Genomic DNA, 14,741 nt, shown 5'->3' on the forward strand with positions numbered 1-14,741 from the left:
GCGCTCCTGCCTGGCCGCCCGGTCAGGGCGCTTCCATGGGGCCGGCCGGCAGGCCGGCGACGGGCATGCCGTCATCCTGCTGCGCCTGCCCGGGCTGCTCCAGGGCGAACATGGCCTGCAGGTCATGGGCAAAGCCTTCGAGCAGGGCTTCCATCTGGGCGGCGGCGCGGCCCAGCAGGTTATAGGCCAGCACGGCCGGCAGGGCGACGGCCAGGCCGGCTGCCGTCATCACCAGGGCCTCGCCCACAGGGCCGGCCAGTTGCTCGATGCCGATCTGTCCGCTGCCGGCCAATGTGGCCAGCGCGTGGTGAATGCCCCAGACGGTGCCCAGCAGGCCGACGAAGGGCGCCGTGGCGCCCACGGTGGCTAGCAGGGTCTGGCCCCATTGAAGCTGGTGGCTGGCCGACTGCAACGCCTGGCGCAGGCCGCGCGTGAGGCGCACGGAGCGCGCTGCGCGCCCCGAGAGCGCCATGCCGCTGCCACCCGTGGGCGCGAGGGCCTGGGACACGGCCCCGGCCATGGGCACCACCAGTTGCTGGCGATCGCCCTCGGCCATGCGGGCCTGGCCCGTGGCCAGGTCCGGCGCACTCCAGAAGGCCGCAATGGCCTGTGGAACGCGGCGGCGGCTGGCGGCCATGAACCAGATCTTCCAAACGATGACCACCCAGCTGGCCACCGACAGCGCCAGCAGCAGCAGCGCCGTGCCGCGCGCCACGGCGTCGCCTTGCTGCCACCAGAGCCAGAGTGGGCCGGTCATGGTCTTTATCTCGCCCGTATGACCAAAGAGAGGTACGCGGCGCTACGGCCCTGGGTCTGTGCCATCACAGACCCAGGACATCGTTCATGTCGTACTGGCCCGTTGCCTTGCCTGCCAGGAAGCGCGCCGCCCGCAGGCTGCCCTGCGCATAGCCGGCACGGCTGCTGGACTTGTGCGAGATCTCGATGCGCTCGCCCGTGCCCGCGAACAGCACCGTGTGGTCGCCGATGATGTCGCCGCCGCGCACGGTGGCAAAGCCGATGGTGTTGTCCTCGCGCGCGCCAGTGTGGCCGAAGCGCTCGTAGACGGCGCGGTCGGCCAGCTTCGTGCCCTGGGCTTCGGCGATGACCTCGCCCATCTTGAGGGCCGTGCCCGAGGGGGCATCGACCTTGTGGCGGTGGTGGGCCTCGACGATTTCGATGTCATAGCCGCTGGACAGCGCCTTGGCCGCCATCTCCAGCAGCTTGAAGGTCACGTTCACGCCCACGCTCATGTTGGGCGACAGCACCACGGCCGTGCGCTGGGCGTACTCGGCGATGCGGGCCTTTTGCTCGTCGCTGAAGCCCGTGGTGCCGATGACCAGCTTGACGCCCAGCTCGGCGCAGATGGCCAGGTGGTCCATCGTGCCTTCGGGGCGCGTGAAGTCGATCAGGCAATCGGCCTTGGACAGCGCGGCACGCACATCGCTTTCGATGGCGATGCCGCTGGGCTGGCCCAGGAAGGCCGAGGGGTCGGTGCCCAGCGAAGGGCTGTCGGCGCGGTCCAGCGCGGCGGCCAGCGCAAGGTCATCGCTTTGCGCGATGGCCTCGATCAGCATGCGGCCCATGCGGCCGGAGGCGCCGGCCACGGCCACACGCAGGCGCTGGTTGTTGCTGGAGGAAGTGGCAGTCGTGGCGTTCATGTCGGGAAAGGGATGCACAAGCTCAATGCATGGACAGCAGGCAAAAGCGGCGCCAGACAGGCACTGCGGCGGCCTTCATCCACGGAAAAACGCCCGCATGCCTTGCGGCGCGCGGGCGGCGATATCAACGGGCGCCGGATTCCAGTGGCGGGTAGCTGGCCGCTGCAGGCGGCGGCTCGGCGGCCACGGGCTCTTCCACAGGCTTGGCGGCCGGGAACTTGGACAGCTGCTCCTCGCTGGCTTCCAGCTGCGGAATCTTGCCCAGCTTCTTCTTGGAGCCCAGGCTGGCGACGAATTCGGCCTCGGTGGGCATCTCGTCGCCTTCGGAGCGGGCAAACAGGTCGCCGTTGAAGAAGACGGTCAGCTTGCGCACCTGAGAATCGACGCCGGGGCGCTTGATGGTGAACACATATTCCCAGCGGTCGGCGTGGAATACGCTGGTGACCAGCGGCGTGCCGAGAATGTCGCGCACCTGCTGGCGGCTCATGCCGGGCTGCAGGGCCTCGACCTGTTCACGGGAGACGAAGTTGCCTTGGACGACCTCGACCTTGTAGGGAGTGACGACATTGGCGACTCGGTGCGCGGCGCCATCGAGGCTGCTGCAGCCTGCCAGCGCCACCCCGATCGACAGCATCAGGGCCGCACTCGTGCGGCAACGGGCTTGAACATGCATTGGTATCAGCATAGGGATATGATCGTGGATCATTGTAGCGGCTGGTCCCTAGGGCTTGCGATCATGCGACGCCCCTGGCACCAGGGCCATTTTGTTCGCCGCCCCGCGCCTGCCATGGTGGCAGTCCAGCGGGCAGTCTCTGCCAAAGACCCAGACATGAAGAACATCGACGAACTCAAGAGTACCGGCCTGAAGGCCACGCTTCCCCGCCTGAAGATTCTGGAGATCTTCCAGACGGGTGCGCAACGCCACATGACGGCCGAAGACGTGTTCCGCGTGCTGCTGGACGAACGCTCGGACATCGGCCTGGCCACGGTCTACCGCGTGCTCACGCAGTTCGAGCAGGCCGGCATCCTCATCCGCAGCAATTTCGAGAGCGGCAAGGCCGTCTACGAACTCAATGAAGGCCAGCACCACGACCACTTCGTGTGCACCAGCTGCGGCAAGGTCGAGGAGTTCTACGATCCCGATATCGAAAAGCGCCAGAACCTGATCGCCAAGGCCAAGGGTTGGGTGATCCAGGACCATTCGATGGCCCTCTACGGACAGTGCGCGGAATGCGCGAGCCGGCCCAGCAAATAAGGCCGGGTCCCTCAGAAAAAGCGGAGTGTGAAGCACTCCGCTTTTTTTTGCCTTTTACTTTTTGCTACCGGCGCTTTACAGGGCGAAGCACATGGGCGGAGGATGCTGGCGTCCAATGGATGCCCCTACCCACCGAGACACCATGCGCCGCACATCGCCGTTCGCCATCGCTCTCACGTTCTGCGCCATCACCCTGGCCACGGGCTGCGCGCCCCTGCAGGCGCCGCCCTCCTCCGCAACGCCTGCACTCCATGCCCTGCCCGATGCGCCCCTCACCGCCGCGCAGCGCCAGCAATGGCTGGACCGCGTGACCTGGGGCGCCACCGACAGCGAGGATGCACAGCTGCAGCGCCTGGGCCTCAAGGCCTGGCTGGCCCGGCAGTTGCAGCCCGGCCCCCGGCCGCTGCCGCCGCAGGCGCAGCAGCGGATTGACCAGCTGGGCATCAGCCAGCGCCCCATGAACGAGGTGCTGCTGGAACTGGAGACCCAGCGCAAGGCCGTGCAGGAGGCGGCATCGGCCGATGAAAAGGCCGCGCTGCAGCAGACCTACCAGCGCACGCTGAACCAGTTGGGCAACGATGCCCAGAAGCGCTTCGTGATCCGTGCGCTGTACTCGCCGGCGCAGCTGCAGGAGCAGATGACCTGGTTCTGGATGAACCATTTCAGCGTCAGCCTGCGCAAGGCCGATATCCGCGCCTGGGTGGGCGACTACGAGGAGCAGGCCATACGCCCGCATGCGCTGGGCAGCTTCCGCAGCCTGCTGGAGGCCTCGCTGCGCCACCCGGCCATGCTGCGCTACCTGGACAACGCCAGCAATGCGGCAGGCCGCATCAACGAGAACTACGCGCGCGAACTGCTGGAGCTGCACACCATGGGCGTGGGCAGCGGCTACACCCAGGCCGATGTGCAGGAGATGGCGCGCATCCTGACCGGCGTGGGCATCAGCCTGCAGCCGGCCGGCACGCCGCCGCCGCGCATGCGCCCCGAGCGCCAGGGCGACTACCTGCGCTCGGGCTTTTTCGAGTTCAACCCCAACCGGCACGACTACGGCCCCAAGACCTTCCTGGGCCAGCCCCTGCACGCACGCGGCATGGCCGAGGTCCAGGAGGCGCTGGACCGCATCGTCGCCTCGCCGGCCACGGCGCAGTTCATCGCGCGCAAGCTGGCGGTGTTCTTCATTGCCGACGATCCGCCGCCCGCCCTGGTGCAGCGCACGGCCCAGGCCTTCACGCGCAGCCGGGGCGATATCACGGCCACCGTGGCCACGCTGCTGGCCGATCCCGAGGCCGCCCGCTTCGGCCGCAAGTTCCGCGATCCGCTGCACTACGTGCTGGCCGCCACGCGGCTGTCGGTGGACCAGCGCGTGGCGGCCGACGTGGCGCCGGTGCTGGGCTGGGTCAACCGGCTGGGGCAGAACCTCTATGCGCATGAGACGCCGGACGGCTATCCGCAGATGCAGTCCGACTGGGCCAGCTCGGGCCAGATGGCGGCGCGCTTCGAGGTGGCGCGCCAGATCGCCACGCGCAGCGCCGTGCTGTTCCGCGCCGACCCCGCAGACGGGCTGGAGAAGCCGCCCTACCCCACGCTGTCGGAATTGGCCAGCGTGCGCCAGCGCCTGCCGCAGTGGAGCCAGGCCACGCAGGCGGCACTGGCACAGGCCCGCAATCCGGCGGACTGGAATACCTACTTCCTGTCCGCCCCCGAAATGATGTTCCGCTGACCCCCGGGGAGACTGTCCATGCAGCGACGCCACTTTCTGTCCCTGGCCTCCACCCTGCCCTTTGCCGCCCACCTGGGCCGGCTGCAGGCCGCCACGCCCCAGCCAGCCACGCCGCGCCTGCTGCTGGTGTTCCTGCGTGGCGCCTATGACAGCAGCAATCTGCTCGTGCCCACGCACAGCGACTTCTACTACGAGGCCCGCCCCAGCATCGCCATTGCCCGGCCCGGCGAGGCCCGGGGCGCCCTGGCGCTGGACGACCGCTGGGGCCTGCACCCGGTGCTGCAGGACAGCATCCACCCGCTGTTCCAGGCAGGCCAGGCCTGCTTTGTGCCCTTTGCGGGCACGCACGACCTGTCGCGCAGCCATTTCGAGACGCAGGACTCCATCGAGCTGGGCCAGGGCCTGGACGGGCGCCGCAGCTACCAGTCGGGCTTTCTGAACCGGCTGGCCCAGGTGCTGGGACAGGATGGCCGCACGGCGGTATCGCCCATGGCCTTCACGCCCCAGCTTCCGCTGCTGCTGCGCGGCAGCCTGCCGGCCGCCAACATGGCGCTGGCATCCGTGGGCAAGGGCGGCCTGGACGATCGCCGCAGCCAGGCCATTGCCGCCATGTATGCGGGCACTGCCCTGGGCCCGGCCGTGCAGGAGGGCTTTGCGGTGCGTGATGCCGTGCAGCGCAGCGTGCAGGAGGAAATGGACCAGGCCGGGCGCAATGCCATCAGCGCACGCGGCTTTGCCCTGGTGGCGCAGCGCATGGCGGCCCTGATGCGCGATCGCTTCGACCTGGGCTTCGTCGATGTAGGCGGCTGGGACACGCACGTGGCCCAGGGCGGCGCCACGGGCGCGCTGGCCGGGCGGCTGGACGAGCTGGGCCGGGGCCTGGCCGGCTTTGCCCAGGAGATCGGCCCCGAGGCCTGGCGGCATACGGTGGTGGTGGTGATCAGCGAGTTCGGCCGCACCTTCCGCGAGAACGGCAACAAGGGCACGGACCACGGCCACGGCACGACCTACTGGCTGCTGGGCGGCGGGCTGTCCTCGCGCGCGGGCGGGCGCATCGTGGGCGAGCAGGTCGAGGTCAACCAGAAAAACCTGTTCCAGAACCGCGACCATCCCGTGCTCAACGAGTACCGCGCCGTGCTGGGCGGCCTGTTCCAGCGCATGTATGGATTGAGTTCGGCCCAGCTGCAGCGCGTGTTCGAGGGCGTCACGCCCCGCGATCTTCAGTTCATCTGACCCTCTGACTACGCTGCAGGGCCTGCCGGGAACGGCAATGGCGCCGGCACGGCCACGCCGGCCAGCTTGTCGGGGTTGCGCAGCGTGTAGATGCAGCGGATCAGGCCGTCCTCGACCAGCAGCGTCTGCACGGACTCCAGTTCGCCGTCGATGCAGCGCAGCAGGCCCGGCAGGCCGTTGACGCGCGCCAGATGCAGGCTCTGTTGCTGGCCGTTGCGCCGCATGCGGCGCGTGGTGGCGAAGTACAGCAGGGCCAGGCGCCGGCCCGTCTCCAGCACGCGGCCGAACGAGGGCACCTTGCCGCCGCCGTCGCTGATGAGCTCGGCATCGGGCGCGAACAGCGCCTGGATCTGCGCGAAGTTTCCCCCCTGCACGGCCTGCGCAAAGCGCTGCAGCAGCGCGGCATGGACCTCGGGCGGCGCCGCAAAGCGCGGGCGGCCGGCCTGTACATGGCTGCGGGCGCGGTGCACGAGCTGGCGGCAGGCGGCCTCGCTGCGGCCCAGGGCCTGGGCCACCTCGGCATAGTCGGCATCGAAGATCTCGCGCAGCAGGAAGGCCGCACGTTCGTCGGGGGTGAGCTGCTCCAGCACGAACATCAGGGCCGTGGACACGTCGTGGGCCCGCTCCAGCAGGTCTTCGGCCGAGGGCGCGGCCTCCTCGGCCCAGGGCTGGACCAGGGGCTCGGGCAGCCAGAAGCCCTGGTAGTGCTCGCGCTCGGCGCGCAGGCGGCGCAGCCGGTCTATGGCCAGACGCGTGGTCACGGAGACCAGCCAGGCCTCGGGCTGCTCTATGCCGGCGCGCTCGGCGCCATGCCAGCGCAGCCAGGCTTCCTGGACCAGGTCTTCGGCATCGGCGCGCTGGCCCAGCATGCGGTAGGCCAGGCCGAACAGGCGCGGGCGGTGGCGCTCGAACAGCGCCAGGGGATCGTCAGGGGCGGAGGAGGTCTGCATGCCATCAAGACGCGGGAGCGTGGCGTTTTGTGACAGACAGGGCCGGCATGGTGCTCGGTGCCTTGGTGACTCAGTGGGGCTGCGGAGCCTGCATCACGCTGGGATCGGTATGGATCAGCTCCAGCGGGTAGCGGCGGCCGGCCAGGTAGTCCTCGATGCTTTGCATCACCAGCGGGCTGCGGTGCTGGGCGGTGCAGGCCTTGAGTTCGTCCAGCGTCATCCAGACCGTGCGCAGGATGCCGTCATCCAGCGGCTGGCCGGGCCGGAACCCGCCCAGCTCGCCCGTGAACGCAAAGCGCAGATAGGTGATGTCCGAACCCGTGCGCGTGCGCACGAAGCGGTTCAGGTAAATGCCGACCAGGGCCGTGGGCACGAAGTCGTGCGCGGTTTCCTCATCGACCTCGCGCACGCAGGCGGCGATGGGCGACTCGGCCGGGTCGAGATGGCCTGCGGGCGTGTTGTAGCGCACGCCATCGGCCGTGTCTTCTTCCACCAGCAGAAAACGGCCATCGCGCTCAATGATGGCCGCCACAGTGACATTGGGTTTCCAGCGATCGGGCATGGCGCGCATTATGACCAGAGGCGGCCGCCACGTCCCCGGCCAAAACCCCCTCAACACGCCCTGCCGGCCACCCACGCGACACCGCGCCCTACAGCGGCCGGACCATGTACAGCGCACCATCGCCATAGCTGTCCAGGCGCTGCTGCTGCAGCGGGTTCGCCAGCGCCTGCACGGCATAGCCATGGCGCTCCCAGTAGCCGCGCGAGCCCTGCACCGACACCAGGGCCGTGTGGCGCAGGCCCTCGGCACGCGCCCTGTCCCACAGCGGCGCCAGCAGCGCGCGCGCCAGGCCCTGGCCTGCAGCGTCGGGGTGCACGGCCATGTCGTGCAGGTAGAGGGTGTCGGCCTGCTCCACGGCTTCGAAGTCACCGTGCAGCGGGGTGATCTTGGCCATCCGGCTGCGGTAGGCCGCAAGGTAGGCGCGCACCCGGCCGCCCTGCTCCAGCGCCAGCGAGCAGTTCGCCGCGCTGGCCAGGCGCCGCGCAAAGACCTCGCCGCTCTCGGCATAGTCCGCGCCATAGCAGGCCAGCTGGATGTGCAGCAGATCGGACAGGTCGGCAGCGGTCAGTGCGCGGACATGGAAGCGGCCAGCGAGGGGCGGGGGAGAAGACATGGACAGGTCATTTGAGCGCCGATGGCAGGCCCGCCAGGGTAAGCGATGGCCCATGCCCCAGCATGCCCTGCCGGAATCGGTGCTGCCGGTGCAGTCAATCCTTCCAGCGCTCGCGTATGTCTTCGAGCTGCGGGCGCAGGCCGATGAACAGCGGCACCAGGCGCGGGTCGAAGTGGGCGCCGGCCTGCTGCTCTATGTGCTCCATGGCGTCGTCCACGGTCCAGGCGTGCTTGTAGGGGCGCTCCGTGGTGAGGGCGTCGAACACGTCGGCCACGGCCACGATGCGCGAGGCCAGCGGAATGTCCTCGCCCGCCAGGCCCTGCGGGTAGCCCGTGCCGTCCCATTTCTCGTGATGGGTCAGCGCAATGCTGTAGGCCATCTGCAGCACCTGGGAGTCGTGCTCGCCGATGATCTCGGCGCCGATCTGCGGATGGCGGCGCATGACGGTCCATTCCTCGGCCGTCAGCGGGCCGTTCTTGAGCAGGATGGCGTCGGGGATGCCGATCTTGCCCACGTCGTGCATGGGCGCGGCGTTGAGCAGGTCGTCGGCCCACTCGTCGGTGCAGCCGGCTGCCAGCGCCAACGTCTTTGCGTAGTGGCTCATGCGGATCACGTGCATGCCGGTTTCGTTGTCGCGGTACTCGGCCGCGCGGCCCAGGCGCTGCACGATCTGCAGGCGGGTGCTGCGCAACTCGTCGAGCTTGACCAGCGACAGGTGGTTGCGCACCCGCGCGCGCACCACGGGCGCACGAACGGGCTTGACGATGTAGTCCACCGCGCCGGAGGCAAAGCCCAGCGCCTCGTCCTGCCCGTCCGACAGGGCCGTGATGAAGATCACCGGGATGCGGGCGGTGTCGGCCTGTGCCTTGAGCTGGCGGCACACGGCGTAGCCATCGAGCTCGGGCATCATGATGTCCAGCAGGATCAGGTCCGGCTGGTGCTGTGCCAGCTGCAGTGCCTTGCGCCCATCCGTGGCGAACGAGAGCCGGTAGTCCTCGCCCAGGATCTGGCGCAGCACATGCAGGTTGGTCGGGTCGTCATCGACCAGCAGCAGGCGCGGGCGCTTGTCCGTTGCCAGTAGATTGGGCGCATTCATGCTCTGTCTCCATCGATCGAGGGCAGTTGCTGCTGCAGCTGCTGGGCGCATTCCTGCGCACGCTCGAAGTCGAAATTATCCAGTGCCTGCTGCAGTGGTTGCAGCTGTTCGGCCGTCAGTATGCGCACCAGGGCCTGCATGGCCTGCCCGTCCAGCTCCCCGCTTTGCAATGCGGCAACGATGCGCTCCAGCCAGGGCCGGGCATCGGCCGGCAGGCAGGACGCGCCGCCCTGCGGCCCGGCATCGGCCACGGGCGGCGCCGGTGCCGTGCCGCCGGGCAGCGCCTGGCCCGCGACCTCGGCCACCGGCATGGCGGCCGGATGGCGCTGGCGCAGCTCCTGCGTCACGGCATCCAGCGCCTGCTGCAACTGGTCGATGAGGGCAAGCAGCTGGGGCTGCGGGGCGCCATCCTGCGCATGGCCTTCCAGGCGCGATGCCAGGCGGTATACGGCCTGCAGCCCCAGGTTGCCTGCCGCGCCGCGCACGCGGTGCGCCAGGCCCACCAGGGCTTCGGTCCCCGGGCGCTGCAGGGCGCGGCGCAGGCGATCGGCCAGGTCGAGCTGCTCGTTCAGAAAGCGCCGAATGGCGGCCACCAGCGGATCGACCCGGCCCCACAGCGCAATGCCCGAGGCCCAGTCCACCGTGACATCGGGCAGCCCCGCCTGGGCACTGGCGGGCGCGGGCGGCCTGGCCTCCTTGAGCGCCACCTGCAACGACAGCAGCCGCGCGATCTCGGCCTGCAGCCGCGCCATGTCCAGCGGCTTGGAGGCAAAGCCGTCCATGCCGGCGGCGCTGGCGTCGCTGCGGTCCTTCTCCAGCACGCTGGCCGACAGCGCGACGATGGGCACGGGCCGGCGCTGCAGTTGCCGCTCCCAGACGCGGATGGCACGCGCCGCCGCCAGGCCGTCCATGCCCGGCATCTGCAGGTCCATCAGCACCACGTCGAAGGGCGGCTCCTGCGCCTGCACGCAGCGCAGCGCCTCGGCGCCGTCATGCGCCAGCGCCATCTGGTGGTTCTGGCTGGAGAAGTTGATCTGCAGCAGCTCCAGGTTCTCGGGCACATCGTCCACGGCCAGGATGTGCAGCGGCGGCAGGCCGCGGCTGGCCGCGCCGCGCTCGGACAGCGGACTCTCGCCGACCGGCAGGGGCAGGCGCACCTCGAACACCGTGCCCACGCCCACGGTGCTGTGCAGCTGGATGCTGCCGCCCATGAGCTCGGCCAGCTGGCGCGAGATGGTCGTGCCCAGGCCCGTGCCGCCAAAGCGCCGCGTGGTCGAGGCGTCGGCCTGGGCGAAGGGGTCGAAGATGCGGTGGATCTTCTCGGGCGCGATGCCGATGCCCGTGTCATGCACATCGAGCTGCAGCACGCCCTGCTCGTAGCGCACGCGCAGCAGCACATGGCCACGCTCGGTGAACTTCACGGCATTGCCCAGCAGGTTCACCAGGATCTGCTGCACGCGCATGCCGTCGCCACGCAGGGCCGCCGGCGTGTGCGGGTCGTAGTCCAGGCGCAGGTCCAGGCCCTTGCGGTCGGCCGTGATGCGCAGCGACGCCAGGATCTGCTGGCACAGCTCGCGCACCGAGAAATCCTCGATCTCCAGCTCCACCGCGCCCTTGTCGAGCTTGGCCGTGTCCAGGATGTCATTGAGCAGGCGCAGCATGGAGCGCGCCGCGTAGTGCACCGTGTCCAGGTAGCGCGCCTGCGTGGGCTGCAGGGCGGTTTCGCGCAGCGCCTCGGTGAAGCCGATGATGGCGTTCATGGGCGTGCGGATTTCGTGGCTCATGTTGGCCAGGAAGGTGCTGCGCGCGGCGGCGGCCGCCTCGGCATGCTCCTTGGCCAGCACCAGCTCCTGGGCCAGCTTGCGCTGGGCACTGATGTCGGTGAGCAGCTTGACGATCTTGTAGGGCCGGCCATCGGCGTCGCGTATGGGGTTGTAGGTGGCCTGCACCCAGATGCGCCGCCCCTCGCGCCCGCAGCGCAGGAATTCGCCGGCCTGGAATTCGCCCTCGGCCAGGCGGCGCCAGAACTGCACATGCTCGGGCGTGTGGGCATAGCCGGGCTCGCAGAACATGCCGTGGTGGCGGCCCGCGACCTCGTCGAGCCGGTAGCCGAACAGGTCCAGGAAATTGCGGTTGGCGCGCAGCACTTGGCCCAGCAGGTCGTACTCGATGGTGGCCAGCGACAGGTCGATGGCGCGCACCGTGCCCTCGAACTCGGCATTGCGCGCGCGCGCCGCCGTCTGGTCCATGATCACGCCGTCGATCCAGGTCAGCTCGTCGTGCTCGTTGAAGACGCCGCGCCCGGTCTCGGACACCCAGCGGGTGCTGCCGTCGCGGTGCAGCAGGCGGTAGTCGGCGTTGTAGGTCTGGCGCCGTGACAGCGAATGCGAGACCGCAGCCTCCAGCCGGTCGCGGTCCTCGGCATGGATGAGCCGGTCCCAGCCCGTGAGTCCGTCCGTGAAGTCCTGCTCCGTCCAGCCGGTCAACTCCTTGATGGAGCGGCTAAGCAGCAGCGGCGTCCACTTGCCGTCGTACAGGCAGCGGAAGGTGGTGCCGGGCACGTTGTTGATCAGGGTGCGGTACTGCTCCTCGCTGCGGCGCAGCGACTGCAGCATCTGGCGGCGCTCGCGGATGTCGGTCACAAAGCCCACGAACAGCGGATCGCCCGCAATCGCCACCCGGCCCACGGCCAGGCGCACGGCGATCTGCGTGCCGTCCTTGTGCAGGGCATGGACATCTCGGCTGGAGCCGAGCAGGCCTGCAAAGCCCGCGGCCAGCTGCTTTTCCAGCGAGCCGCCCTCACCATCGCAGCCCGACGCAGGCATGAGCAGGCTGGCGCTGCGGCCCAGCACCTCCTGCGCCGTCCAGCCCAGCAGCCGCTCGGCCGCGCCATTGAACGAGACGATGCTGCCGCGCCCGTCGATCATCACGATGCCGTCCACCGCCGTATCCACCACGGCGCGCAGGCGCGACTCGCTGCGCTGGACCTGCCGGTAGATCTGGCGGTAGCGCAGCGTCATGTTGACCGCGAGCACCAGGCCGAAGATCAGCACCACCACGCCCACGATGGAGAACACCAGCAGCGCATGCGTGGGCGCCTGCTGCTGCGCCAGCGCATCGATACCGGGCTTGAGGCGCAGTGCGTACAGGCCCGCATAGTGCATGCAGGAAATGGCCAGGCCCATGACTATGCCGGCCACCAGCGTGGGCCACAGGCGGCCCGTGTTGCCCAGCCGAAAGCGCACCCACAGCGACAGCATGGCCATGGTGGCGGCCACGATCACCGACAGCAGCACGCCCCAGGGGTCGTAGAGCATCAGGCTCCAGGTCTGGGCCGCCGCCATGCCGATGTAGTGCATGGAGCCAATGCCCAGCCCCATGAGCACGCCGCCGCCGACCAGCGCCTGGGCGGACAGCCGGGGCCGCACCATCAGCGTCAGCGCCAGCCAGGACGCCAGCATGCTGGGCAGCATGGACAGCGCGGTGATCCAGGGGTCGTAGTCGCCGAAGGTGCAGGGCACAAAGGCGAGCATGCCGATGAAGTGCATGGCCCAGATGCCGGCGCCCAGGCAGAAGGCGCCGGTCAGCACGCCGGTGCGGCGTATCCGGGGCGAGGCGGCATTGCGCGCCAGCCCCGCGATCTGCATGGCCATCATCGACGTGGCCACGGCCACCCCCACCGACAGCGCCACCAGGCCAGGATGCAGCCACTGGAACCACTGCGGATGGGGTGCCCATCCGAGCACGAAGATCTCGTCCCAATTCATGGTGCCCCCCCTGAATGGCACAGGGCCACGGCACCTGCCTGCCCGCCATCGATAGTCTTCATGTCTTTGATAATCATTTTCGATTGGCCGCAGCTATTGATCACACCTAGCATGGAGTCTCATCACGAGAAAAGCCCCGAGGAAAGCCCCATGACCCGCATCCGCCAGACCTTGCACCACCACCGCCACACGCTGATGAAAACCGCCAGCTACTACGTCATCCACGTCACGGTGGCGGCGGCCGTGGCCTATGCCGTGACCCGCAACCTCTGGGCTGCGCTGACGCTCAGCCTGCTGGAGCCCACCGTCCAGGCCGTGGCCTTCTTCTTCCATGAAAAGCTCTGGGAACGGGGCCTGCGCCGCCGTGCCGATGCCGCCGTCATGGCGCCGCCCACGGCTGCAGCCTGAGCCTGCCGGGAGCGCGGAGATGAACATGCCCATGCCCATGCCGGCACCCATGCAGCCCCTTGGCGCAGACTCGTTCGGGAAATGGCTGGCCGAGACCCTGGCCAGGATGGTCGATGGCGGCACGGGCTGAAACCCGGCCCTGCCGTGGCGGCAAGAGAGGTGGACATGGCGGCGCATGGTGGCAAGAACCCGGGAAATGCGAAATCGTTGGTATCAAGGCGCTGCTCGTACGGCCCAGGGCCGACACGGAATCCATGCATGCATGTCGGCGCAATCGGGGCGGACTGAAGCCCTGGCCCCGGCCACAATGCCAAACATTGTCAAGCGCATACGCTGCAAAAACCTGAGCACAAGCTGTGCAAAAACCTGTGCACATCCTGATATAAAACCTGTGAATTTCCTCTTTCCAAGGCTGTGATGAACCCGTTCATCCATGGTGCACGGACAGCAGGGCGTCAATGAACACCCGGGCCGCACGCCCAGGGGCCACGGCATTGCGCCAGACCGCGAAGAAATCACACAGATAGAAAAAGCGGTGCGGTGCCACGGCCTGCAGCAGGCCCTGGTCCTGCATGGCCTGTGCATAGTGATCGGGCAGAAAGCCCAGGTAGCGGCCCGATCGCACCAGCATGGCAATGGCCTCCTGGTCAAAACCCGTGGCCTGGCGCTGCAGGCCGGCCTGGTGGCTGAGCGCCATGTTGGGCGACTGGTAGCCCAGGCCTGCGAAGGCATGCGCGCCCAGGCTGTCCCAGTCCAGCGCGCCATGGTCGGCGCAATGCAGCGGATGGCCGGGAGCGCAATACAGCTGCATGCGCTCGCCAAACAGCCGGGCGCTGTCCAGCGCGCCCGAACTGGGTGCCGATGGCAGCACGCCCACCTGCCAGCGCCCCTCCATCAGCCCCCGCTCGATGGCCTGGATGGAGGCCACATGCAGGCGCAGATGCAGCTGCGGCGCCTGGTCGTGCAAAACGCCGATCGCCTCGGGAATGCGCGACTGCGGATTGCCCACGGTCTTGTCGAACAGCGCCACGTCCAGCGTACCGGCCAGCCGGCCATGGATGTCGTCCACCTGGCCCAGGAAGCCTTCCACGCCACCGAGCAGTTGCAAGGTGGCCTCATAGATGCGGTGGCCTTCGGGCGTGAGCGCGAAGCCCGCGCGCCCGCGCCGGCACAGCGTCAGGCCCAGGCGCTCCTCCAGGTCCTTCATATGGCGGCTCAGCGTGGAGCTGCCGATGTTCAGCTCCAGCTCGGCAGCCGACATGCCGCCGCACTCGACCACGGCCTTGAACACGCGCAGCAGGCGCAGGTCCATGTCGCCCAGCTGGCCCAGCGCGGCCCGCGCGCGCCCGTCCCGCGCCGGGCGGCCTGGGGTGCTGTCCATCGAAAAATCCGCCATCGCCCTTCGCCTCCCGGTGCCCGCCTGAACTGGCCACCACTACAGGGGAGCCACTATAGGCGAGCACCAGGGCGGAGACGGCC

At 68.9% G+C, this 14,741-nt stretch carries 13 protein-coding genes; 4 read left to right on the top strand and 9 right to left on the bottom strand.

All coding sequences use genetic code 11. The annotated features are described in order from the left end of the window. Positions 1–22 precede the first annotated feature (22 nt). The 3 genes from INR38_RS03120 to INR38_RS03130 all read right to left on the bottom strand — a co-directional run bounded on the left by INR38_RS03120 (position 23) and on the right by INR38_RS03130 (position 2,331). Complete coding sequence (locus INR38_RS03120) at positions 23–757, bottom strand: MotA/TolQ/ExbB proton channel family protein (RefSeq protein WP_207442553.1); 735 nt, start codon at positions 755–757, stop codon at positions 23–25. A gap of 64 nt (positions 758–821) precedes the next feature. Then, positions 822–1,658, bottom strand: a complete 837-nt coding sequence (gene dapB / locus INR38_RS03125) for a 4-hydroxy-tetrahydrodipicolinate reductase (protein WP_063328566.1) — start codon at positions 1,656–1,658, stop codon at positions 822–824. 124 nt (positions 1,659–1,782) lie between these two features. Beyond that, a complete protein-coding gene (locus INR38_RS03130) occupies positions 1,783–2,331 on the bottom strand; it encodes an outer membrane protein assembly factor BamE (RefSeq protein ID WP_065345015.1) in 549 nt (182 codons plus the stop codon). A gap of 156 nt (positions 2,332–2,487) precedes the next feature. Here INR38_RS03130 and fur point away from each other — a divergent pair, with 156 nt between their 5' ends. The 3 genes from fur (at position 2,488) to INR38_RS03145 (ending at position 5,866) form a co-directional block, all read left to right on the top strand. Next, positions 2,488–2,913, top strand: a complete 426-nt coding sequence (gene fur / locus INR38_RS03135) for a ferric iron uptake transcriptional regulator (protein WP_013804774.1) — start codon at positions 2,488–2,490, stop codon at positions 2,911–2,913. A 142-nt stretch (positions 2,914–3,055) separates the two neighbouring features. Continuing rightward, positions 3,056–4,633 (top strand): DUF1800 domain-containing protein, encoded by a 1,578-nt coding sequence (locus tag INR38_RS03140; protein WP_207442554.1) that lies wholly within the window; start codon positions 3,056–3,058, stop codon positions 4,631–4,633. An 18-nt stretch (positions 4,634–4,651) separates the two neighbouring features. Next, a complete protein-coding gene (locus INR38_RS03145) occupies positions 4,652–5,866 on the top strand; it encodes a DUF1501 domain-containing protein (protein ID WP_207442555.1) in 1,215 nt (404 codons plus the stop codon). Positions 5,867–5,874: 8 nt separating this feature from the next. Here the strand turns inward: INR38_RS03145 and sigJ are convergent, their stop codons facing one another. The 5 genes from sigJ to INR38_RS03170 all read right to left on the bottom strand — a co-directional run bounded on the left by sigJ (position 5,875) and on the right by INR38_RS03170 (position 12,854). After that, entirely contained in the window at positions 5,875–6,816 is a 942-nt protein-coding gene (sigJ, locus tag INR38_RS03150; protein ID WP_207442556.1) for an RNA polymerase sigma factor SigJ, read from the bottom strand. 70 nt (positions 6,817–6,886) lie between these two features. Continuing rightward, a complete protein-coding gene (locus INR38_RS03155) occupies positions 6,887–7,387 on the bottom strand; it encodes an NUDIX hydrolase (RefSeq protein ID WP_034397443.1) in 501 nt (166 codons plus the stop codon). Between the two features lie 79 nt (positions 7,388–7,466). Beyond that, complete coding sequence (locus tag INR38_RS03160) at positions 7,467–7,991, bottom strand: GNAT family N-acetyltransferase (RefSeq protein WP_013804779.1); 525 nt, start codon at positions 7,989–7,991, stop codon at positions 7,467–7,469. 94 nt (positions 7,992–8,085) lie between these two features. Beyond that, on the bottom strand, positions 8,086–9,087 hold the full coding sequence (locus INR38_RS03165; protein WP_012207812.1) for a two-component system response regulator: 1,002 nt from the start codon (positions 9,085–9,087) through the stop codon (positions 8,086–8,088). After that, positions 9,084–12,854 (bottom strand): PAS domain S-box protein, encoded by a 3,771-nt coding sequence (locus INR38_RS03170; RefSeq protein WP_207442557.1) that lies wholly within the window; start codon positions 12,852–12,854, stop codon positions 9,084–9,086. The genes INR38_RS03165 and INR38_RS03170 overlap by 4 nt, the downstream gene beginning before the upstream one ends. Positions 12,855–13,004: 150 nt before the next feature. Here INR38_RS03170 and INR38_RS03175 point away from each other — a divergent pair, with 150 nt between their 5' ends. Continuing rightward, entirely contained in the window at positions 13,005–13,262 is a 258-nt protein-coding gene (locus tag INR38_RS03175) for a DUF2061 domain-containing protein (protein WP_043783055.1), read from the top strand. Between the two features lie 427 nt (positions 13,263–13,689). Here the strand turns inward: INR38_RS03175 and INR38_RS03180 are convergent, their stop codons facing one another. Beyond that, positions 13,690–14,658 (bottom strand): LysR family transcriptional regulator, encoded by a 969-nt coding sequence (locus INR38_RS03180; protein WP_207442558.1) that lies wholly within the window; start codon positions 14,656–14,658, stop codon positions 13,690–13,692. Positions 14,659–14,741: the final 83 nt, after the last annotated feature.

Source organism: Delftia sp. SD018, from assembly GCF_017355445.1.
GTDB lineage: Bacteria > Pseudomonadota > Gammaproteobacteria > Burkholderiales > Burkholderiaceae_C > Comamonas > Comamonas acidovorans.

Coding starts and splice junctions, on each gene's coding strand:
- INR38_RS03145 (WP_207442555.1), top strand. CDS start 4,652: ATGCAGCGACGCCACTTTCTGTCCCTGGCCTCCACCCTGCCCTTTGCC.
- INR38_RS03175 (WP_043783055.1), top strand. CDS start 13,005: ATGACCCGCATCCGCCAGACCTTGCACCACCACCGCCACACGCTGATG.
- INR38_RS03130 (WP_065345015.1), bottom strand. CDS start 2,331: ATGCATGTTCAAGCCCGTTGCCGCACGAGTGCGGCCCTGATGCTGTCG.
- INR38_RS03160 (WP_013804779.1), bottom strand. CDS start 7,991: ATGTCTTCTCCCCCGCCCCTCGCTGGCCGCTTCCATGTCCGCGCACTG.
- fur (WP_013804774.1), top strand. CDS start 2,488: ATGAAGAACATCGACGAACTCAAGAGTACCGGCCTGAAGGCCACGCTT.
- sigJ (WP_207442556.1), bottom strand. CDS start 6,816: ATGCAGACCTCCTCCGCCCCTGACGATCCCCTGGCGCTGTTCGAGCGC.
- INR38_RS03165 (WP_012207812.1), bottom strand. CDS start 9,087: ATGAATGCGCCCAATCTACTGGCAACGGACAAGCGCCCGCGCCTGCTG.
- INR38_RS03155 (WP_034397443.1), bottom strand. CDS start 7,387: ATGCGCGCCATGCCCGATCGCTGGAAACCCAATGTCACTGTGGCGGCC.
- INR38_RS03120 (WP_207442553.1), bottom strand. CDS start 757: ATGACCGGCCCACTCTGGCTCTGGTGGCAGCAAGGCGACGCCGTGGCG.
- INR38_RS03180 (WP_207442558.1), bottom strand. CDS start 14,658: ATGGCGGATTTTTCGATGGACAGCACCCCAGGCCGCCCGGCGCGGGAC.
- INR38_RS03170 (WP_207442557.1), bottom strand. CDS start 12,854: ATGAATTGGGACGAGATCTTCGTGCTCGGATGGGCACCCCATCCGCAG.
- dapB (WP_063328566.1), bottom strand. CDS start 1,658: ATGAACGCCACGACTGCCACTTCCTCCAGCAACAACCAGCGCCTGCGT.
- INR38_RS03140 (WP_207442554.1), top strand. CDS start 3,056: ATGCGCCGCACATCGCCGTTCGCCATCGCTCTCACGTTCTGCGCCATC.